Below are 21,521 nucleotides of genomic sequence, written 5' to 3' on the forward strand. Positions count from 1 at the left end.
CACATGCAACTTGAAGTATGACGAGTATATTTACAGCATGTTCCAGCCGATCAGCATATTCCACCACCATACGCCAAGGGTGATATGCACCAGGAAGGTTAATATCGTCAGTACCGCACCGACCAACCACCAGGATTTAATGTCGTTATAGCCAACACCGAAGATAACCGGACCAGCCGCGCCGCCATAGTGAGTGACCATGCCGCCGTAGGAGTTGGAGAACAGCAGCGCCAGCGCAGTTAACATTAACGGTGCGCCGGAGACGTTCGCCAGCATGGCAAATACCGGCAACATAGCAACGATATAGGCGCTACCAGAAGCGAAGAAATAACGCACGATGATGCTAAGGAAAATAATGACAAAGAAGGCAACGTTGCCATGACCATCAAATGCCAGGTTATTTTTAAAGACTTCAGCTAACCATTCGAAGAATTTAACTTTTGATAATAAGGAGCTTAAACCGATAATACCGCCGTACCAGATTAAGGTATTCCAGCCGCCTTTATTTTTAACCACATCTTCCCAGGTCACAATACCCAACAGCAGCATGGTTGCCATAACAACGATTGCCACAGTGGATTCATCAACCCCCAGAGACTTACTGAAAATCCAGCCCAGCAGCGCCAGCACAAAGACACCGAGCAGCATTTTTTCGCGGATTTTCATCGGTCCCAGTTCGGCAAGACCCGCTTTAGCGATAGTTTTGTTATCCACCTTCTTAATTTCTGGCGGATACATGGTGTAAATCACCAGCGGAGTGACCAGCAGCATAATGATGCCCGGCAAACCGGCGGCCAACGCCCATCCACCCCAGCTAATTTGCAGGTGCAGAATGTCGTTGATCATTTTCAGCGCCAGAATGTTCCCCGCCATTGCGGTAAAGAACATGTAGCTGGTGGTTTTGGTGACCATGTAAATGGACATCATCAGGTAATGTCCAACACGACGCGGGCTTTTTTCCGGTTCTGACCCCAAAGCCACCGCCACGCTGTTGATGATCGGTAACACAATGCCGCCCGCACGCGCGGTGTTAGACGGTGTTGCCGGAGCCAGTACCAGATCGAGGAATACGGTAACGTAACCCAGCCCGAGGGTTGTGCTACCAATTTTACCAATCAGCAAATAGGCGATACGTTTACCCAAGCCGGTGGTAACAAACGCGGCGCTTAAGGTGAACGCAGAGAACACCAGCCAGGTTGTACCGGAAGAGTAACCGCTTAATACGGCGGTGGTTTTAAACGCACCATCGGATAAGTTACCCACGACGACCATTGAAGCGGCAACCGCAATTAACAGTACGACAGGTTCCGGGAATGGCTTAATAACCAGACCAACAATTGCCGCCAGGTAGATACCAAACAGTACCCACGCCAGTTCGCTTAATCCTGCCGGAGCAGGCATAAAGCCAATAATACATGGGATCGCTAATATCAGAATTAGCTTCCATAACGATTTCTTATTCATTTAAAATCCTGTTCTTTCTGTATGACTCATACAGAAGTCCTTTATTGATTGTCCTTATCCTGACAACGAATTTTTTCAAGGAAGATAAACTTCACCGGAAAATATTTTTCTAGTCGTCCGAATAACAGATGCACGTAACGTCGTGGCATCCTGACCTTCATTGCTTAAATGAACGTCAAGCGCACCACTGGGGTGTTCAATATTGATATTGCCGGATCCTACAGAAGGGACGATTTGTCGGGTGACGGTGCCTTCCAGCGCACAGCTACTAGAAATGGCAATAGCACCAGTTATCGCCAGCGCGCGATGGCAAGAATGCGGCATAAAATAACGCACATTAATTGCCCCACCTTTCTGTGCTGGAGAAATAAGTACAGGTTTAGGGATAACCATATTACTGACATCGCCTAAGCCCATTGCTTTACCCGCTTGTAGACGGATAGATTCAATGCGGGCTAATAATGCTTTGTCGGCATCCAGTTCCGCTGGTAATTCATAGCCTGTTTTTCCCAGATATTCAGCCGGAATAATAACGACTGGCATCGCCATATCGATACAAGTCACCGGGACATCGTCAAAATAATCAATCTGTTTATCTGTCGGGAAGACTTTTCCGGTTTTCGTTCCTGCTGCATTCAGAAAAGTGAGCGCGACCGGCGCGGCCGTCCCTGGTACACCATCAATTCTGGCGCTACCCTCATACTCGACGACACCGTTTGGCGTTTGAACATCGGCTTCGATGAACGTGCCTGTATTGACGTTACGGATACGCACGCGGGTGACCGGTGATGTCGCTGCAATCAAACCATTTTCAATGGCGAATGCCCCAACGCCAGACAACATATTGCCGCAGTTAGGTGTGGTATCGACACGTTGCTCATGGACGATTACCTGCGCAAACAAATAATCGACATCAGCACGCGGATCGCTGGAACGGCTAATAATGGCGACTTTACTGGTCAGCGGATTACCGCCGCCGATACCGTCAATTTCCAGATCATTACCGGAACCCATAATTGCCATCAATATTTTATCGCGCTGCGTTTGATCTTCGGGTAAATGTTCCGCTAACAGGAACGCGCCCCTCGAGGTTCCACCTCGCATCATCACGCAGGGTATTTTTTTCATAATAATGCCCTCAATTTAAAAACATAACTTATTGCGATATGGTTACATTAAGGGCAAAGCATCTCTAATGACTTTAGCTTCACGATTAATAACATTTTTTCATTAATTTAAGTGATTAAAAGGCAGTTAAACTGGTTTAACTGCAAATCACTAAAAAGCACCGCTTCCATTTTCCGGAGTAATAATGAAGCATGAGTTATCAAGTATGAAAGCATTTGTCACGCTGGCAGAGTCCAGTTCATTTAACAATGCTGCTAAATTACTTAATATTACGCAACCTGCATTAACGCGCAGAATAAAAAAGATGGAAGAGGATTTACATATTCAACTCTTTGAGCGTACAACTCGCAAGGTTACTTTAACAAAAGCGGGGAGAATGTTGCTTCCTGAGGCGCGGGAATTAATAAAGAAATTCGATGAAACACTGTTTAATATTCGCGATATGAATATTTATCATCGTGGTATGGTGACATTAGCGTGTATTCCTACCGCTGTGTTTTATTTCTTGCCGTTGGCAATTGGCAAATTTAATGAGCTATATCCCAATATTAAAGTGCGAATTCTGGAACAAGGCACGAATAATTGCATGGAATCGGTGCTGTGCAACGAATCGGACTTTGGCATAAACATGAACAACATCACAAATTCATCCATCGATTTTACGCCACTGGTCAACGAGCCGTTTGTGCTGGCCTGTCGGCGTGACCACCCATTAGCCAAAAAGCAGCTGGTGGAATGGCAGGAACTGGTAGGTTACAAAATGATTGGCGTGCGCTCCTCCAGCGGCAACCGACTGCTGATTGAGCAAAAATTGTCCGACAAACCCTGGAAGCTGGACTGGTTTTACGAAGTGCGTCATCTTTCGACGTCATTAGGACTGGTGGAAGCAGGACTGGGGATTTCGGCGCTTCCTGGCCTGGCAATGCCTCATGCGCCCTATTCTTCTATTATTGGTATCCCGCTGGTGGAACCCGTTATACGTCGGACATTGGGGATTATTCGTCGCAAAGATGCCGTGCTTTCTCCGGCAGCAGAACGCTTTTTTGCCTTGCTGATTAATTTGTGGACTGATGATAAAGACAATTTATGGACCAATATCGTCGAACGCCAGAGACATGCGTTACAGGAGATGGGGTAATACCCCGGCGCAGGAAATACTGCGCCGGGTAACTCAACGGTTAGTGTGCGTTCACCACCACCCACATCGGCCCCTGCCCGACCGCATAGCGACCTTTTTCATGCAGTAGCCCCTGCTCGCCGACAATTTCGTAAACTGAGATGTGGTGAGATTTTTGCCCGGCGGCAATCAGATACTTGCCACTGTGATCAACGTTAAAGCCGCGCGGCTGGGTTTCCGTTGGCTGGAAACCTTCTTTGCTCAACACGCTGCCATCTTCCGAAACGCTGAAAACGGTAATCAGACTGGCGGTACGGTCACAGGCGTATAAATAACGACCATCCGGAGTAATATGAATATCAGCCGCCCAACGGGTGTCGGAGAAGTTTTCCGGCATCATATCCAGCGTCTGGACACATTCGATATTGCCGTGCGGATCTTTCAGTTCCCAGACATCCACTGAACTGTTTAACTCATTGACGCAATACGCATATTGTTCGTTTGGATGGAACACCATATGACGCGGCCCGGCGCCTTCAACGGTCGTCACTTCCGCCGGGTCCTGCGCTACCAGATGACCATCATCGCTGACCGTAAACAGGCAGATGCGATCCTGCTTTAATGCCGGAACCCACAGCGTGCGGTTATCCGGTGAGATATTGGCGGAATGGCAGCCGTCCAGCCCCTCGACCACATCGACGACGCCCACTGGCAGGCCATCTTCCAGTCGCGTTACGCTCACGTTACCCGCATTGTAAGAACCTACAAAGACAAACTGTCCCTGGTGATCGGTAGAAATATGCGTCGGGCTACCCGGCAGCGCCGACTCTGCGGCGAATGTCAGTGCACCATCGTCCGGGGCGATACGATACGCCAGGACGCGAAACTCAGGGCGAACGCCAACGTAGAGATAACGTTTGTCCGGGCTGACCACCATCGGCTGCACCTGCCCCGGCACATCAACAACCTGCGTCAGCGTCAGTGCGCCTTCATGATTCAGGTTCCAGACGTGAATTTGCTGGCTCTCAGGGCTGGCGATATAAACTGTTTGCTTCATGAATGCTCCTTTGCATTTAGCAACTGACTGTAACAGCTAAAATTAGTCGCTTTTGGCGGTGAATGCTGAATTAAAGCGCAGAATTTTGTCCGATAGTGGTATCGGTGTACCATTCGCTCAGACGAAAATTCTTAACCTTAATCTGGAATACGCCATGACCACACGCGTGATTGCTCTCGACTTAGACGGCACCTTATTGACCCCGAAAAAGACCTTGCTTCCTTCATCGATAGAAGCCCTGGCCCGCGCTCGCGAAGCAGGCTATCAATTAATCATCGTCACAGGTCGCCATCACGTCGCTATTCATCCTTTTTATCAGGCGCTGGCGCTGGATACACCTGCTATTTGCTGTAATGGCACCTATTTGTATGATTATCATGCAAAAACCGTGCTGGAAGCCGATCCAATGCCCGTAAACAAAGCCCTGCAACTCATTGAGATGCTGAATGAACACCACATTCACGGCCTGATGTATGTGGATGATGCAATGGTGTATGAACACCCGACCGGGCATGTCATTCGTACTTCTAACTGGGCGCAAACCCTGCCACCAGAACAGCGTCCTACCTTTACCCAGGTTGCCTCACTGGCCGAGACGGCACAAGAAGTTAAGGCGGTGTGGAAGTTCGCCCTGACGCACGATGACCTGCCGCGATTGCAGCATTTTGGTAAGCATGTTGAACATGAATTGGGACTGGAGTGCGAATGGTCCTGGCACGATCAGGTTGATATTGCACGCGGCGGCAACAGCAAAGGTAGACGCCTGACGAAATGGATTGAGGCACAAGGCTGGTCGATGGAAAATGTGATTGCGTTTGGCGATAACTTTAATGATATCAGTATGCTGGAAGCCGCCGGGACGGGTGTGGCGATGGGCAATGCCGATGACGCAGTAAAAGCCCGCGCCAATATTGTGATTGGAGATAACACCACCGACAGCATTGCTCAGTTCATTTATAGCCACCTGATTTAATCAGGCGGTTATCGACACACTTTTAATTTGCGCGTACAGCCACAGGCCTGGTCTGATTGCCAGTTCATCCCTGGCCCACGGGCTGATACGCGCCCACAGCGTTTTACCTCCGACTTCCAGTTCGACCTCCACCTGGCCGTTGTCGTCATAGCTATTGACCACTTTTGCGCGCAACACGTTACGAATGCTGGTTTGCTGCGGAGGCTGTAAAACCAGCGAGACATCGGAAGCCTGAATGCGGATACGTAGCGCAGCTTGCAGCGGCGCGTCCAGCTTATTGACCCACAAATGCTGATCGCCCAGCGCCAGCGCGGTCATTGCGTAATGCGGATGATGCTCAAGCACCGTCACTTTCAGAATGCTACTTTGTTGCTCTTTCGGCAGCCACGGATTCATCACGCTACTACCCCAGACTTCTTCCAGCGCGCCAAAGGCTTTCACCTGACCGTTTTCCAGTACCATCACTCTGTCTGCCAGATGGAGGATCTCATCCAGCGAATGACTGACATACAACATCGGAATGTTGATTTCCCGCGTCAGACGTTGCAGATAAGGCAACAGTTCGCGTTTACGCGGAATATCCAGTGACGCCAGCGGTTCATCCAGCAACAGCAATTCCGGTGCTGTCAGCAAAGCCCGCCCAATCGCCACACGCTGTTTTTCGCCACCGGACAGGCTGCCAGGTAAACGGTCAAGTAACGGTTCAATGCCTAAAAGCGCCACCAGCTTGTCGAACTGATCGACCATGCTTTTCGCCATGCCGTAGCGCAGATTGCCACGCACTTTGTAATGCGGAAACAGCCGCGCATCCTGAAATACATAGCCAACACGACGCTTTTCTGGCGTCAGGCAGATACCTTTTTCGGCATCATTTAGTACCCGACCATTGAGGACAATCCGCCCTTTTTGCGGACGTGTCAGCCCACTAATGGCGTTAATCAGCGAGGTTTTTCCGGCACCGGAGACGCCAAAGATAGCAGTGATACCATTGGCGGGCAGCGTTTCATTAATAGTCAGGCAATGGTTGCCCAACGTCTGGGAAAAATTCAGTTCCAGCATGATTAGCGCCCCGCCCGCTCACGGCTGATTCTGGCCAGCCATTCTGAAATCAACAGAGAGATCATCGCCAGCGCAATAGAGATAATGCAAAGTCTCGCTGCGCCACTTTCCCCGCCAGGAGTCTGGATCAAGGTATACATGGCTGAAGGAATGGTTCGCGTTTCACCAGGAATGTTCGACACAAAGGTGATAGTTGCACCAAACTCACCGAGCGAACGAGCGAAAGCCAGCACCGTACCGACAATAATTCCTGGTAAGGTCAGCGGTAACGTAATAGTAAAGAAAACGCGCCAGCGCCCGGCACCCAGTGTTCTTGCGGCCTGTTCCAGTTTGACATCAACCCCTTCCAACGCCAGACGAATTGCCCGCACCATCAGCGGAAACGACATGACGGCGGCAGCGAGAACCGCACCGCGCCAGCTAAAGGCGAAGGTAATGCCAAACCAGTCATACAGGCGTTCACCGATAAATCCGCGCCGTCCCATAGAGACTAACAGCAAGTAACCAACGACCACGGGCGGTAACACCAGCGGTAGATGCAGTACGCTGTCGAGCAGAGCTTTGCCCGGAAATGTGCAACGCACCAGTAACCAGGCAAAAAAGATCCCAAACGGCAGGCTAAACAGCACAGCCAGGGAAGAAACTTTCAGGCTTAGTAAAACCGCCTGCCATTCTGGATCGGTCAGTATCATTACTTAGTTGTAAATCCGTAACGTTTAAAGATTTCCGCAGCCTGCGGTCCCTTCAGATAATCATAAAATGCTTTCACTGCCGCATTGTTATGCCCTTCAACAACAGCAACCGGATATTCCACTTTTTTATGTGAATCTTCCGGGAAGGTGGCAACCACTTTAACCCCTTTGCTGGCAACTGCGTCAGAACCGTAAACAATGCCCAGCGGAGCTTCATTACGTTCGACCAGCGCCAGCGCCCCACGAACATCTTCCGCCGGAGCCAGTTTCGGGGAGAGCGTATCCCATGCGCCCAGTTTTTGCAGTGCTTCTTTCGCATAAATGCCAGCGGGAACATGTTCCGGATCGCCAACCGCCAGGCGACCGCCATTCAGCAGCGAAGTCCAGTTGGTTTTACTGTCGATAGTGAAATCTTTCTGTGCACTGGTTTTCGGTGCTACAACGACCAGACTATTGCCGAGCAATGTCTGGCGCGTGGCAGTATCGATCGCTTTTTTATCAACCGCATAATCCATCCATTTCTGATCGGCAGAAATAAACAGATCCGCAGGCGCACCCGCTTCAATCTGACGAGCCAGGGTAGAAGACGAGGCGAAAGAAGAAACGACGTCCACGCCTTTCTCTTTTTTATACTGCGTAGCGATGTCCTGCATTGCGTTGGTCAGTGATGCTGCCGCAAAAACTGTAATCTTCCCTTCGTCTGCCAGCGCATTGCCTGCAAGAGTTAAAGAGAGCGCCGCTCCGGCAAACAAGTTCAACCATTTACGAGCCATTGGTAACCCCTTCATGTAACGTTATGTAGGCAACAATATAACGACTGATTCAGAATTTTCCCAGCAGTTATTGTTAACCTTTGAGAGGTAGCTAGAAAAAATATCGGCAGAAAAAGCAGGAAGTTGAGAAAAAAGAAAATGCCCGACTAAGCGGGCATTCAGGGAATCAATGATTTTGTCCGGGCTGGTCTTTTTTACCAACACCAGAAAAGATGTTGAATACTTCACCAAGACCGTAAATCAGACCCAGGATGATGGCCATCACGACAGGTACCATGATTACGGCGAATACCAGACTTTTTAATAACTCTAACATGGTCAACTCCAGATATAGTCATGAGACTATTCTAACCGCTAAGCACAGAAAAGCACTCCCCTTTTGTGCGGTCAGCTTTGCGTGGCGTTCGTTTTCCGTCACAATAAGACTTTTGCCAGGACATTGTTATGCAGGCCGAAATCCTTCTCACCCTTAAGCTTCAACAAAAGCTCTTTGCCGACCCACGCCGCATTTCGCTACTAAAACACATTGCCCTTTCCGGTTCTATCAGCCAGGGGGCGAAAGATGCCGGTATCAGCTATAAAAGCGCCTGGGATGCCATTAACGAGATGAATCAGTTAAGTGAGCATATTCTGGTTGAGCGTGCAACAGGCGGTAAAGGTGGCGGCGGCGCAGTACTGACCCGCTATGGTCAGCGACTGATTCAGCTCTATGACTTACTGGCGCAAATCCAGCAAAAAGCCTTTGATGTGTTAAGTGACGATGACGCCCTGCCGCTGAACAGCCTGCTGGCAGCTATCTCACGTTTTTCACTGCAGACCAGCGCCCGTAACCAGTGGTTCGGCACCATCACCGCCCGCGATCATGATGACGTTCAACAGCATGTTGATGTCTTACTGGCTGATGGTAAAACACGATTAAAAGTCGCGATTACCGCGCAAAGCGGCGCGCGTCTGGGTCTGGATGAAGGCAAAGAAGTATTGATACTGCTGAAAGCGCCGTGGGTAGGTATTACTCAGGACAAGGCGGTCGCACAAAACGCCGACAACCAATTGCCGGGCATTATTAGTCATATTGAGCGCGGCGCGGAGCAGTGCGAAGTATTAATGGCGCTACCCGACGGGCAAACCCTGTGCGCTACGGTGCCGTTAAATGAAGCAGCTTCTCTTGAGCAAGGGCAGAATGTCACGGCCTACTTTAATGCCGACAGCGTAATTATCGCCACGCTGTGCTAAGCGTGTTGACAATTTGTTATGAAACACGTATCCCTGTCAGTAATCGCTGCAAAAAATGGGATACAAAATGTCATCGTTGCAAATTTTGCAAGGCACGTTTCGTCTTAGCGACACAAAAACGCTGCAATTGTCTCAGCTAACGTTAAACGCGGGTGATAGTTGGGCGTTTGTCGGTTCAAATGGCAGCGGGAAGTCGGCGCTGGCTCGCGCGCTGGCCGGTGAACTTTCGCTTTTGAAAGGCGAACGGCAAAACCAGTTTTCCCGCATCACTCGTCTCTCCTTCGAGCAGTTACAAAAGCTCGTCAGCGACGAATGGCAGCGGAATAATACCGATATGCTGAGTCCTGGCGAAGCTGACACCGGGCGTACCACGGCTGAGATCATTCAGGATGACGTTAAAGATGCACAGCGTTGTGCGCAGCTGGCACAGCAGTTCGGTATTACCGCCCTCCTCGACCGACGCTTTAAATACCTTTCCACTGGCGAGACGCGTAAAACCCTGCTCTGTCAGGCGCTGATGTCAGATCCTGATTTACTGATTCTTGATGAACCATTCGATGGCCTTGATGTTGCCTCACGTCAGCAACTGGCTGAACTGCTCGCCTCGTTACATCAGTCTGGTATTACTCTGGTACTGGTGCTCAATCGCTTCGATGAGATCCCGGAATTTGTCCAGTTTGCCGGTGTGCTGGCGGATTGCACGTTAGCGGAAACTGGCGCGAAAGAAGAACTGTTCCAACAGGCACTCGTCGCACAACTGGCGCACAGCGAGAAACTTGCTGGCGTGCAGCTACCAGAGCCGGATGAACCTTCAGCACGTCACGCCTTACCCGCCAGCGAACCGCGCATTGTGCTGAACAAAGGCGTGGTTTCTTATAATGATCGCCCCATTCTTAATAACCTTAGCTGGCAGGTGAATCCAGGCGAACACTGGCAAATTATCGGGCCAAATGGCGCGGGAAAATCGACGTTATTAAGCCTGATTACTGGCGATCACCCGCAAGGTTACAGCAACGATTTGACGCTTTTCGGACGACGCCGTGGCAGCGGCGAAACCATCTGGGATATCAAAAAGCATATCGGTTACGTCAGCAGTAGTTTGCATCTGGATTACCGCGTCAGCACCACTGTGCGTAATGTGATCCTTTCTGGCTATTTTGATTCGATTGGCATTTATCAGGCCGTTTCGGATCGCCAGCACAAACTGGTGCAGCAGTGGCTGGATATTCTCGGCATTGATAAACGCACGGCTGACGCTCCTTTCCATAGTCTTTCCTGGGGACAACAGCGTCTGGCATTGATCGTCCGGGCACTGGTGAAGCATCCGACCTTGCTTATTCTTGATGAACCATTGCAAGGGCTTGATCCGCTGAATCGCCAGCTTATCCGTAGATTTGTTGATGTGCTGATTAGCGAAGGTGAAACGCAGTTGTTGTTTGTTTCACACCACGCCGAAGATGCGCCAGCCTGTATTACCCATCGTCTGGAGTTCGTGCCAGACGGTGACCTCTATCGTTATGCGCTTACCAAAATAAATTGAGTGACTATGCCGGATGCGGTGTGAACGCCTTATCCGGTCTACGGTTTAACGCATCCAGGCATGAAAACGCGCTTTTTTTCAGATAAAAGGCGCAATCATTCATAAACCCTCTGTTTTATAATCATTTAATTGCGCATAGAAAATGGCTAAATTCTTGTGTAAACGATTCCACTAATTTATTCCATGTCACACTTTTCGCATCTTTGTTATGCTATGGTTATTTCATACCATAAGCCTGATGGAGCGAATTATGAGAGTTCTGGTTACCGGTGGTAGCGGTTACATTGGAAGTCATACCTGTGTGCAATTACTGCAAAACGGTCATGATGTCATCATTCTTGATAACCTCTGTAACAGTAAGCGCAGCGTGCTGCCTGTTATCGAGCGTTTAGGCGGCAAACATCCGACGTTTGTTGAAGGCGATATCCGTAACGAAGCGTTGATGACCGAGATCCTGCACGATCACGCTATCGACACCGTGATCCACTTCGCCGGGCTGAAAGCCGTTGGCGAATCGGTACAAAAACCGCTGGAATATTACGACAACAACGTCAACGGTACTCTGCGCCTGATTAGCGCCATGCGCGCCGCGAACGTCAAAAACTTTATTTTTAGCTCCTCCGCCACCGTTTATGGCGATCAGCCCAAAATTCCATACGTTGAAAGCTTCCCGACCGGCACACCGCAAAGCCCTTACGGCAAAAGCAAGCTGATGGTGGAACAAATCCTTACCGACCTGCAAAAAGCCCAGCCGGACTGGAGCATTGCCCTGCTGCGCTACTTCAACCCGGTTGGCGCGCATCCGTCGGGCGATATGGGCGAAGATCCGCAAGGCATTCCGAATAACCTGATGCCGTACATTGCCCAGGTTGCTGTAGGCCGTCGCGACTCGCTGGCGATTTTTGGTAACGATTATCCGACCGAAGACGGCACTGGTGTGCGCGATTACATCCACGTAATGGACCTGGCAGACGGTCACGTCGTGGCGATGGAAAAACTGGCGAACAAGCCTGGCGTACACATCTACAACCTCGGCGCAGGCGTAGGCAGCAGCGTGCTGGACGTGGTTAATGCCTTCAGCAAAGCCTGCGGCAAACCGGTTAATTATCATTTTGCACCGCGTCGCGAAGGCGACCTTCCGGCCTACTGGGCGGACGCCAGCAAAGCCGAGCGCGAACTGAACTGGCGCGTAACGCGCACTCTTGACGAAATGGCGCAGGACACCTGGCACTGGCAGTCACGCCATCCACAGGGATATCCCGATTAAGGAACGACCATGACGCAATTTAATCCCGTTGATCATCCACATCGCCGCTATAACCCACTCACCGGGCAATGGATTCTGGTTTCACCGCACCGCGCTAAGCGCCCCTGGCAGGGGGCGCAGGAAACGCCAGCCAAACAGGTGTTACCTGCGCACGATCCAGATTGCTTCCTTTGCGCAGGTAATGTGCGGGTGACAGGCGATAAAAACCCCGATTACACCGGGACTTACGTTTTTACCAATGACTTTGCGGCGCTGATGTCCGACACGCCAGACGCGCCGGAAAGTCACGATCCGCTGATGCGTTGCCAGAGCGCGCGTGGCACCAGCCGGGTGATCTGCTTTTCACCGGATCACAGTAAAACACTGCCAGAACTCAGCGTTGCAGCATTGACAGAAATCGTCAAAACCTGGCAAGAGCAAACCGCAGAACTAGGGAAAACATACCCGTGGGTGCAGGTTTTTGAAAACAAAGGTGCGGCGATGGGGTGCTCTAACCCGCATCCGCACGGTCAGATTTGGGCAAATAGCTTCCTGCCTAACGAAGCTGAGCGTGAAGACCGCCTGCAAAAAGAATATTTCGCCGAACAGAAATCGCCAATGCTGGTGGATTATGTCCAGCGTGAACTGGCAGACGGTAGTCGTACCGTTGTCGAAACCGAGCACTGGTTAGCCATAGTGCCCTACTGGGCTGCCTGGCCGTTCGAAACGCTACTGTTGCCTAAAGCCCACGTTTTGCGGATCACCGATTTGACCGACGTCCAGCGCAGCGATTTGGCGCTGGCGTTGAAAAAGCTGACCAGTCGTTATGACAACCTCTTCCAGTGTTCCTTCCCCTATTCTATGGGCTGGCACGGCGCGCCGTTTAATGGCGAAGAGAATCAACACTGGCAGCTGCACGCGCACTTTTATCCACCTCTGTTGCGCTCTGCCACTGTACGTAAATTTATGGTCGGTTATGAAATGTTGGCAGAGACCCAGCGTGACCTGACGGCAGAACAGGCAGCAGAGCGTTTGCGCGCAGTCAGCGATATCCATTTTCGCGAATCCGGAGTGTAAGAAATGAGTCTGAAAGAAAAAACACAATCTCTGTTTGCCAACGCATTTGGCTACCCTGCCACTCATACCATTCAGGCGCCTGGGCGCGTGAATCTTATTGGCGAACACACCGACTACAACGACGGTTTCGTTCTGCCCTGCGCGATTGATTATCAAACCGTGATCAGTTGTGCGCCACGCGATGACCGTAAAGTTCGCGTAATGGCAGCCGATTATGAAAATCAGACTGACGAGTTTTCCCTTGATGCGCCCATTGTCGCGCATGAAAACTATCAATGGGCGAACTACGTTCGTGGCGTGGTAAAACATCTGCAACTGCGTAACAATAGCTTCGGCGGTGTGGACATGGTGATCAGCGGCAATGTGCCGCAGGGTGCCGGGTTAAGTTCTTCCGCTTCACTGGAAGTCGCGGTCGGAACCGTATTGCAGCAGCTTTATCATCTGCCGCTGGACGGCGCACAAATCGCGCTTAACGGTCAGGAAGCAGAAAACCAGTTTGTTGGCTGTAACTGCGGGATCATGGATCAGCTAATTTCCGCACTGGGTAAGAAGGATCATGCCTTGCTGATCGATTGCCGCTCTCTGGGAACCAAAGCCGTTTCCATGCCGAAAGGTGTGGCTGTCGTCATCATCAACAGTAACTTCAAACGTACCCTGGTTGGCAGCGAATACAACACCCGTCGTGAACAGTGCGAAACCGGTGCGCGTTTCTTCCAGCAGCCAGCCCTGCGCGATGTCACCATTGAAGAGTTCAACGCGGTTGCGCATGAACTGGATCCGATCGTGGCGAAACGCGTGCGTCATATCCTGACTGAAAACGCCCGTACCGTTGAAGCAGCCAGCGCGCTGGAGCAAGGCGACCTGAAGCGTATGGGCGAGCTGATGGCGGAGTCTCATGCCTCTATGCGCGATGATTTCGAAATCACCGTGCCGCAAATTGACACTCTGGTAGAAATCGTAAAAGCTGTGATTGGCGACAAAGGTGGCGTACGCATGACCGGTGGCGGATTTGGCGGCTGTATCGTCGCGCTGATCCCGGAAGAACTGGTGCCTGCCGTACAGCAAGCTGTCGCTGAACAATATGAAGCCAAAACAGGTATTAAAGAGACTTTTTACGTTTGTAAACCATCACAAGGAGCAGGACAGTGCTGAACGAAACTCCCGCACTGGCACCCGATGGTCAGCCGTACCGACTGTTAACTTTGCGTAACAACGCAGGGATGGTAGTCACGCTGATGGACTGGGGTGCGACTTTACTTTCAGCCCGTATTCCGCTTTCCGATGGCAGCGTCCGCGAGGCGCTGCTCGGCTGCGCCAGCCCGGAATGCTACCAGGATCAGGCCGCGTTTCTGGGAGCCTCTATTGGTCGTTATGCCAACCGTATCGCCAATAGTCGTTATACCTTTGGCGGTGAAACCGTGACGCTGTTGCCAAGTCAGGGTGTTAACCAGCTGCATGGCGGCCCGGAAGGGTTCGACAAACGCCGCTGGCAAATTGTTAACCAGAACGATCGTCAGGTGCTGTTTGCCCTGACTTCAGAAGATGGCGATCAAGGCTTTCCGGGGAATCTCGGCGCGACGGTGCAGTATCGTCTGACCGACGATAACCGTATCTCTATTACTTATCGCGCCACAGTTGATAAACCTTGCCCGGTGAATATGACTAACCACGTCTATTTCAACCTCGACGGCGAGCAGTCTGACGTGCGTAATCACAAGTTGCAGATTCTGGCGGACGAATATCTGCCGGTTGATGAAGGCGGCATTCCGCACGACGGCCTGAAATCTGTCGCCGGGACATCTTTTGATTTCCGCAGTGCCAAAATCATCGCCAGTGAATTTCTTGCCGACGACGATCAGCGCAAAGTGAAAGGTTACGATCACGCGTTTTTGTTGCAGGCCAAAGGTGATAGCAAGAAAGTGGCGGCGCATGTCTGGTCAGCAGATGAAAAATTGCAGCTGAAGGTCTACACCACCGCTCCGGCTTTGCAATTTTACTCCGGCAACTTCCTCGGCGGCACGCCGTCACGAGGAACCGAACCTTACGCCGACTGGCAAGGGCTGGCTCTGGAAAGCGAGTTTCTGCCGGACAGCCCTAACCATCCTGAATGGCCGCAACCGGACTGCTTCCTGCGTCCAGGCGAAGAGTATTCCAGCCTGACGGAATATCAGTTTATTGCTGAGTAACCTGAAGCCCTCGTCATGAGGGCTTTATCTTCATATTGTTCAAATCACCAGCAAACACCGACATATTTGCAACTCAATATTCACAACAACCTTACACTGCGACACTATTTTCGCTATGGTTATGCGTAAGCATTGCTGTTGCTTCGTTACAGCAATATAATGAGAATTATTATCATTAAAAGATGGTTTGAGGAGTAAGTATATGGCTGTAACTAAGCTGGTTCTGGTTCGTCATGGCGAAAGTCAGTGGAACAAAGAAAACCGTTTCACCGGTTGGTACGACGTGGATCTGTCTGAGAAAGGCGTAAGCGAAGCAAAAGCAGCAGGTAAGCTGCTGAAAGAGGAAGGTTACAGCTTTGACTTTGCTTACACCTCTGTGCTGAAACGCGCTATCCATACCCTGTGGAATGTGCTGGACGAACTGGATCAGGCATGGCTGCCCGTTGAGAAATCCTGGAAACTGAACGAACGTCACTACGGTGCGTTGCAGGGTCTGAACAAAGCAGAAACCGCTGAAAAGTATGGCGACGAGCAGGTGAAACAGTGGCGTCGTGGTTTTGCAGTGACTCCGCCGGAACTGACTAAAGATGATGAGCGTTATCCGGGTCACGATCCGCGTTACGCGAAACTGAGCGAGAAAGAACTGCCGCTGACTGAAAGTCTGGCGCTGACCATTGATCGCGTGATCCCTTACTGGAATGAAACCATTCTGCCGCGTATGAAGAGCGGTGAGCGCGTGATCATCGCCGCTCATGGTAACTCCCTGCGTGCGCTGGTGAAATATCTCGACAACATGAGCGAAGAAGAGATTCTTGAGCTGAATATCCCGACTGGCGTGCCGCTGGTGTATGAGTTTGACGAGAACTTCAAACCGCTGAAACGCTATTATCTGGGTAATGCTGACGAGATCGCAGCGAAAGCAGCAGCCGTTGCAAACCAGGGTAAAGCGAAGTAAACGTCATTCGTTTAAAAATGAGAAAGCCGACTGCAAGTGAGTCGGCTTTTTTGTTGCTAACAATGGAGCACATTGCCTGATGCGACGCTGCGCGTCTTATCAGGGCTACAAACGTACAGTCATGGCGTTTCGACTATAAATTACCCGCGACGTGCTTTCACTGCGTTCGCCAGTTGGCGTAACAGTGCGTCGGTATCTTCCCAGCCAATGCAGGCATCGGTGATGCTCTTGCCATAGGCCAGCGGCTCACCGCTTTCCAGGCTCTGGTTCCCTTCCGCCAGGTGGCTTTCAACCATCACGCCAATAATAGCTTTTTCGCCACCGGCAATTTGCTGGCAAACGTCAGCGCAAACTTCCATCTGCTTTTTGAACTGTTTGGACGAATTTGCATGGCTGAAATCGATCATCACCTGCGCCGGTAAACCCGCCTTGTTCAGCCCTTCTTTCACTTCAGCAACGTGTTTCGCACTGTAGTTAGGCTCTTTACCGCCGCGCAGAATGATATGGCAATCGCCGTTACCGCTGGTATTCACAATCGCCGAATGCCCCCATTTGGTCACAGACAGGAAGCAATGCGGCGCACCGGCGGCATTAATAGCATCGATAGCCACTTTAATCGTACCGTCGGTGCCATTTTTGAAACCTACCGGGCAAGAAAGACCGGACGCCAGTTCGCGGTGAACCTGAGATTCGGTTGTACGTGCACCAATTGCGCCCCAACTCATCAGGTCAGCGAGATACTGCGGGGTGATCATATCGAGAAATTCACCCGCCGCTGGCAGACCACTGTCGTTAATATCGAGCAGCAACTTACGGGCAATGCGCAAACCGTCGTTGATCTGGAAGCTGTTGTCCATATGCGGATCGTTGATCAGCCCCTTCCAGCCCACCGTGGTGCGCGGCTTTTCAAAATAGACGCGCATAACGATTTCCAGCTCATCTTTCAGCTCTTCACGCAGCGCCAGCAAGCGAGTGGCATACTCTTTAGCCGCGACGGGATCATGAATAGAACACGGGCCAATCACCACCAACAGGCGATCATCATTACCTTTCAGGATCTTATGGATCGCTTTTCTGGCATGGGCAACCGTATTCGCGGCATTTTCGGTAGCAGGGAATTTTTCCAGCAGTGCGACAGGTGGAAGTAACTCTTTGATTTCTTTGATACGTAAATCGTCGTTCTGATAATTCATGTCTGTTCCAGTGTTGCCATACTTATCTTGGTGAATGCAATCCCTCCAATCTATATCTTCCGTCAGAATGTGTAAACGGGGTTTTACACTATGAACGGATTAATCCTGGAATTAGCAAGAAAAACGCCAGATTGTCGCGAAAAACGAGATCTGACCTACAATTTCTAACTGTAACTTCTCTGTTTATTAATTTTTTCAAGATTCTCTGCTGGATTTATTCTTCTGGCTGAAATCTTAAACCATTACCTGATATTCACCTGCAAATGCACTGTTGGAAGAGGTTATCCGACATAACGACCATAACAGGAGCATCCTATGAAAATGACAAAACTGGCCACACTATTTCTGACTGCCACTCTAAGCCTTGCCAGCGGTGCTGCGCTGGCTGCCGATAGCGGAGCGCAAACCAATAATGGCCAGGCAAACGCCGCAGCTGATGCGGGTCAGGTTGCCCCGGACGCCCGTGAAAATGTCGCACCAAATAACGTTGATAATAGCGGGGTTAATAACAACTCAGGCGGCACCATGCTGCACCCGAACGGTTCATCAATGGACAATGACGGCATGACCAAAGATGAAGAGCACAAAAATACGATGTGCAAAGATGGTCGCTGCCCGGACATTAATAAAAAAGTACAAACCGGTGATGGCATCAATAATGATGTCGATACCAAAACCGACGGTACTACGCAGTAAGCCAGGATATATGGCTGATAATGGGAGAGCGGAGGCTCTCCTTTTTAATTTTTCCCTTCTAAAAGCAGTATGATGTCATAAAGTTAAGTGAGATAAATTAAGGGATGACTCGTCATGGCGCACTCACACTCACACTCACACGCTTCCTCACACCTGCCAGAAGATAATAATGCTCGTCGCTTGTTGTATGCTTTCGGCGTGACTGCCGGGTTTATGCTGGTTGAGGTTATTGGCGGTTTTCTCTCAGGCTCTCTGGCGTTGCTGGCCGACGCGGGTCATATGTTGACCGATACTGCCGCCCTGCTTTTCGCCCTGCTTGCCGTACAATTTTCACGTCGTCCTCCCACCATCCGCCACACTTTCGGTTGGCTAAGATTGACCACGCTCGCGGCGTTTGTGAATGCCATCGCCCTGGTGGTGATTACCATTTTGATTGTCTGGGAGGCGATAGAACGCTTCCGCACGCCGCGTCCGGTCGAGGGCGGCATGATGATGGCAATTGCCGTGGCTGGGTTGCTGGCAAATATACTTTCTTTCTGGTTACTTCATCACGGCAGCGAAGAGAAAAACCTCAATGTGCGCGCAGCGGCACTGCATGTACTGGGAGATCTTCTGGGTTCGGTTGGTGCTATCGTTGCCGCGTTGATTATTATCTGGACCGGCTGGACGCCTGCTGACCCCATTCTCTCGATACTGGTGTCGCTACTGGTTCTGCGCAGCGCGTGGCGATTATTGAAAGACAGCGTGAATGAATTACTTGAAGGTGCACCGGTGTCGCTGGATATCGCTGAACTCAAGCGCCGTATGTGTCGGGAAATTCCGGAAGTCCGAAATGTGCATCATGTACACGTGTGGATGGTGGGTGAGAAGCCAGTAATGACGCTGCATGTGCAGGTGATCCCGCCACACGATCACGATGCGTTGTTGGACAAGATCCAACATTATCTGATGGATCACTATCAGATTGAACACGCCACCATCCAGATGGAATATCAACCTTGTCATGGGCCAGACTGCCACCTGAATGAAGGGGTGTCTGGCCATTCACATCATCACCATTAATGGGACAGCGCGCGTGAGCCTCTTTCGCGTGCGCTGTTGATCCACATCCGGCTGCCGTTGAGCGCAATAAAGGTCAGGATGATGTACTCCAGAGACATGGCGTAAACGCCCTGAAGTGCAAAAATAACGACGCTAATCACGTTAATAATCACCCACAACAGCCAGTTTTCCACATACTTCCGCGTCATCAGAATCATTGCCACGATGGAGAGTACCATCATGCAGGAATCCCAGAACGGGAAGGCGTCCGGTTGCAGTTCAGGCATCGCAACCTGTAATCCTAATGCTTGCATGATCATGACTGCCACGCGGGTCAAAAATGCAAACACCGGATTGATAAATACCGTCATCAGACCAATAGCAATGACACAAACCGCCAGCCAGGTTAATGCCTTCGGCAATGGTAACCAGCGAATTTTCAACTCCGCCTCGTTCTGACTGGTTTGTCGCGACCACGCATACCAGCCGTAAATATTCGCGGCAAAGAAAAACACCTGTAATAGCAGGCTGGCATACAGCTGAATCTGAAAGAAAATAATGCCAAACAGGGTGACGTTGATCAGGCCAAACAAGTAGTTGCTGATCTTCTCCATACTGGCGAGGCCAATACACAGCAACCCGGCGATCGTGCCTACCGCTTCGATCCATGAGAGATCATAACCGCCCGCCCCTATTGGTATATGTACCAGGATATTCTGTACACTAAAAAAATCCATCTTTCCCCCAAAGCGTAACGTGACGCCTTATTATTCGTTATCCACGTAGTGTAGCCGCAAATTCCAGCATACGATTGAGCGGCACTAGCGCCCTCTCTCGCAGCCTTTCATCAACATGAACCTCGTGATTGCTTCCTTCCTGTTCTAATGCCTCTGCGATGGCCTGAAGGCCATTCATGGCCATCCACGGGCAATGCGCGCAGCTACGGCAAGTTGCTCCCTCGCCAGCGGTTGGTGCTTCCAGTAACTCTTTGTCTGGCACTACCTGCTGCATTTTGTAGAAGATACCCCGGTCAGTCGCCACAATTAGGCGCCGATGCGGCAATGTTTTCGCAGCATTGATCAACTGACTTGTGGAACCGACCGCATCCGCCATATCGACAATGGCTTGTGGTGATTCCGGATGCACCAGTATGGCTGCATCAGGGTGTTGTTTTTGTAAACGGATTAACGCCTGAGTCTTAAACTCATCATGCACAATGCAGGCACCTTGCCAGCATATAATATCTGCCCCCGTCTGCTTTTGTACGTAACGCCCCAGGTGTTTGTCTGGTGCCCAGATGAGTTTTTCACCCAGACTATCCAGATGATCAATGAGTTCAACAGCAATACTTGAAGTCACCACCCAGTCTGCACGCGCTTTTACTGCAGCAGAAGTGTTAGCGTAGACCACGACAGTGCGATCGGGATGGGCATCACAAAATGCGTTAAATTCTTCAATTGGGCAGCCGAGATCCAGTGAACATTCAGCCTGAAGTGTCGGCATCAGAATTGTTTTTTCCGGGCTGAGAATTTTGGCGGTTTCTCCCATAAATCTCACCCCGGCTACGAGTAGCGTTGAAGCGGGATGTTTGGCACCAAAGCGCGCCATTTCTAAAGAATCAGAAATACAACCACCCGTTTCTTCTGCCAGTTGTTGAATTTCAGGATCGGTATAGTAGTGGGCAACCATCACCGCATTACGTTCTTTTAGCAGACGTTTTATTTTCTCACGGTAATACGCTTTCTCATCAATGCTTAACGGCGTCGGCTTCGGGGGGAAGGGATAAATCGCCGCTTCAGGATCAAACATCACGCTCATCTTACCATCTCGTTTTACAGGCTTAACATTTAAACCGATATAAAGCGTGATGTTCGCCGTTATCGGTTTGATTTGTTTTATATGCTAAACAAGATAGCCGAACAGTGGGGAAAAGTCACTCGAATTACGTATGAGATGTCGGATGTAATGCCAGGTATCTTATTTCCACCGACGTAGAGTTGCTTACGCAGCAAGCGCAAAGTATGTCATCAGGGTTAAGAATTGAAATTGTGGAATGCCTGAATAGCAAAAAAGCGCCTTTAGGGCGCTTTT

At 50.5% G+C, this 21,521-nt stretch carries 21 protein-coding genes; 11 read left to right on the forward strand and 10 right to left on the reverse strand.

Going from position 1 to position 21,521, the window contains the following annotated elements:
• Positions 1-30: 30 nt before the first annotated feature.
• Complete coding sequence (locus EQY_RS0108555; protein WP_001036486.1) at positions 31-1,464, reverse strand: anion permease; 1,434 nt, start codon at positions 1,462-1,464, stop codon at positions 31-33.
• A gap of 75 nt (positions 1,465-1,539) precedes the next feature.
• Positions 1,540-2,592 (reverse strand): 4-oxalomesaconate tautomerase, encoded by a 1,053-nt coding sequence (locus EQY_RS0108560; protein ID WP_000723638.1) that lies wholly within the window; start codon positions 2,590-2,592, stop codon positions 1,540-1,542.
• 184 nt (positions 2,593-2,776) lie between these two features.
• On the opposite strand from EQY_RS0108560, the gene EQY_RS0108565 reads away from it, so the two are divergent.
• Positions 2,777-3,730, forward strand: coding sequence for a LysR family transcriptional regulator (locus EQY_RS0108565; protein WP_000679976.1), 954 nt, complete (start codon positions 2,777-2,779; stop codon positions 3,728-3,730).
• 40 nt (positions 3,731-3,770) lie between these two features.
• Here the strand turns inward: EQY_RS0108565 and pgl are convergent, their stop codons facing one another.
• A complete protein-coding gene (gene pgl / locus EQY_RS0108570) occupies positions 3,771-4,766 on the reverse strand; it encodes a 6-phosphogluconolactonase (RefSeq protein ID WP_000815437.1) in 996 nt (331 codons plus the stop codon).
• Between the two features lie 154 nt (positions 4,767-4,920).
• Between pgl and ybhA the strand changes: the two genes are divergently transcribed.
• Positions 4,921-5,739: a bifunctional pyridoxal phosphate/fructose-1,6-bisphosphate phosphatase gene (gene ybhA / locus EQY_RS0108575; protein WP_010347396.1), complete on the forward strand. Its 819-nt coding sequence runs from the start codon at positions 4,921-4,923 to the stop codon at positions 5,737-5,739.
• Here the strand turns inward: ybhA and modC are convergent, their stop codons facing one another.
• From modC to acrZ, 4 genes are all read right to left on the reverse strand, one after another.
• A complete protein-coding gene (modC, locus tag EQY_RS0108580; protein WP_000891680.1) occupies positions 5,740-6,798 on the reverse strand; it encodes a molybdenum ABC transporter ATP-binding protein ModC in 1,059 nt (352 codons plus the stop codon). It abuts the gene before it with no gap.
• A gap of 2 nt (positions 6,799-6,800) precedes the next feature.
• On the reverse strand, positions 6,801-7,490 hold the full coding sequence (modB, locus tag EQY_RS0108585) for a molybdate ABC transporter permease subunit (RefSeq protein ID WP_000604034.1): 690 nt from the start codon (positions 7,488-7,490) through the stop codon (positions 6,801-6,803).
• A complete protein-coding gene (gene modA / locus EQY_RS0108590; protein ID WP_000113010.1) occupies positions 7,490-8,263 on the reverse strand; it encodes a molybdate ABC transporter substrate-binding protein in 774 nt (257 codons plus the stop codon). Before modA ends, modB begins: the two co-directional genes overlap by 1 nt.
• Before the next feature lie 166 nt (positions 8,264-8,429).
• Positions 8,430-8,579, reverse strand: a complete 150-nt coding sequence (acrZ, locus tag EQY_RS0108595) for a multidrug efflux pump accessory protein AcrZ (protein WP_000891515.1) — start codon at positions 8,577-8,579, stop codon at positions 8,430-8,432.
• A 128-nt stretch (positions 8,580-8,707) separates the two neighbouring features.
• Between acrZ and modE the strand changes: the two genes are divergently transcribed.
• From modE to gpmA, 7 genes are all read left to right on the forward strand, one after another.
• Positions 8,708-9,496, forward strand: coding sequence for a molybdenum-dependent transcriptional regulator (gene modE / locus EQY_RS0108600; protein ID WP_001147441.1), 789 nt, complete (start codon positions 8,708-8,710; stop codon positions 9,494-9,496).
• A gap of 67 nt (positions 9,497-9,563) precedes the next feature.
• On the forward strand, positions 9,564-11,036 hold the full coding sequence (gene modF / locus EQY_RS0108610; protein WP_000096913.1) for a molybdate ABC transporter ATP-binding protein ModF: 1,473 nt from the start codon (positions 9,564-9,566) through the stop codon (positions 11,034-11,036).
• Positions 11,037-11,286: 250 nt separating this feature from the next.
• The gene (galE, locus tag EQY_RS0108615; protein ID WP_001265444.1) at positions 11,287-12,303 is read left to right on the forward strand and encodes a UDP-glucose 4-epimerase GalE; all 1,017 of its coding nucleotides are present in this window, start codon (positions 11,287-11,289) and stop codon (positions 12,301-12,303) included.
• A 9-nt stretch (positions 12,304-12,312) separates the two neighbouring features.
• Positions 12,313-13,359 carry a galactose-1-phosphate uridylyltransferase gene (gene galT / locus EQY_RS0108620; RefSeq protein WP_000191494.1) on the forward strand — a complete coding sequence of 349 codons (1,047 nt, stop codon included), beginning with the start codon at positions 12,313-12,315 and terminating at the stop codon, positions 13,357-13,359.
• Between the two features lie 3 nt (positions 13,360-13,362).
• Positions 13,363-14,511, forward strand: a complete 1,149-nt coding sequence (gene galK, locus EQY_RS0108625; RefSeq protein WP_000053448.1) for a galactokinase — start codon at positions 13,363-13,365, stop codon at positions 14,509-14,511.
• Entirely contained in the window at positions 14,505-15,545 is a 1,041-nt protein-coding gene (gene galM, locus EQY_RS0108630) for a galactose-1-epimerase (protein ID WP_000931410.1), read from the forward strand. The genes galK and galM overlap by 7 nt, the downstream gene beginning before the upstream one ends.
• A 202-nt stretch (positions 15,546-15,747) precedes the next feature.
• On the forward strand, positions 15,748-16,500 hold the full coding sequence (gene gpmA, locus EQY_RS0108635) for a 2,3-diphosphoglycerate-dependent phosphoglycerate mutase (protein WP_001295305.1): 753 nt from the start codon (positions 15,748-15,750) through the stop codon (positions 16,498-16,500).
• A gap of 140 nt (positions 16,501-16,640) precedes the next feature.
• On the opposite strand, the gene aroG is transcribed toward gpmA, so the two are convergent.
• The gene (aroG, locus tag EQY_RS0108640; protein WP_001109203.1) at positions 16,641-17,693 is read right to left on the reverse strand and encodes a 3-deoxy-7-phosphoheptulonate synthase AroG; all 1,053 of its coding nucleotides are present in this window, start codon (positions 17,691-17,693) and stop codon (positions 16,641-16,643) included.
• A gap of 315 nt (positions 17,694-18,008) precedes the next feature.
• On the opposite strand from aroG, the gene EQY_RS0108650 reads away from it, so the two are divergent.
• Together EQY_RS0108650 and zitB are read left to right on the forward strand one after the other, a co-directional pair.
• On the forward strand, positions 18,009-18,389 hold the full coding sequence (locus EQY_RS0108650; protein ID WP_000784355.1) for a YbgS-like family protein: 381 nt from the start codon (positions 18,009-18,011) through the stop codon (positions 18,387-18,389).
• A 114-nt stretch (positions 18,390-18,503) separates the two neighbouring features.
• Positions 18,504-19,451 carry a CDF family zinc transporter ZitB gene (gene zitB, locus EQY_RS0108655; RefSeq protein WP_000951263.1) on the forward strand — a complete coding sequence of 316 codons (948 nt, stop codon included), beginning with the start codon at positions 18,504-18,506 and terminating at the stop codon, positions 19,449-19,451.
• Here zitB and pnuC read toward each other — a convergent pair.
• Together pnuC and nadA are read right to left on the reverse strand one after the other, a co-directional pair.
• Positions 19,448-20,167, reverse strand: a complete 720-nt coding sequence (gene pnuC, locus EQY_RS0108660; RefSeq protein ID WP_000345428.1) for a nicotinamide riboside transporter PnuC — start codon at positions 20,165-20,167, stop codon at positions 19,448-19,450. The two genes, zitB and pnuC, sit on opposite strands and share 4 nt — an antisense overlap.
• A gap of 37 nt (positions 20,168-20,204) precedes the next feature.
• Positions 20,205-21,248: a quinolinate synthase NadA gene (nadA, locus tag EQY_RS0108665; protein ID WP_000115321.1), complete on the reverse strand. Its 1,044-nt coding sequence runs from the start codon at positions 21,246-21,248 to the stop codon at positions 20,205-20,207.
• Positions 21,249-21,521 lie beyond the last annotated feature (273 nt).

Origin of the sequence: Escherichia sp. TW14182, from assembly GCF_000208525.1 — a bacterium.
GTDB classification, from domain to species: domain Bacteria; phylum Pseudomonadota; class Gammaproteobacteria; order Enterobacterales; family Enterobacteriaceae; genus Escherichia; species Escherichia ruysiae.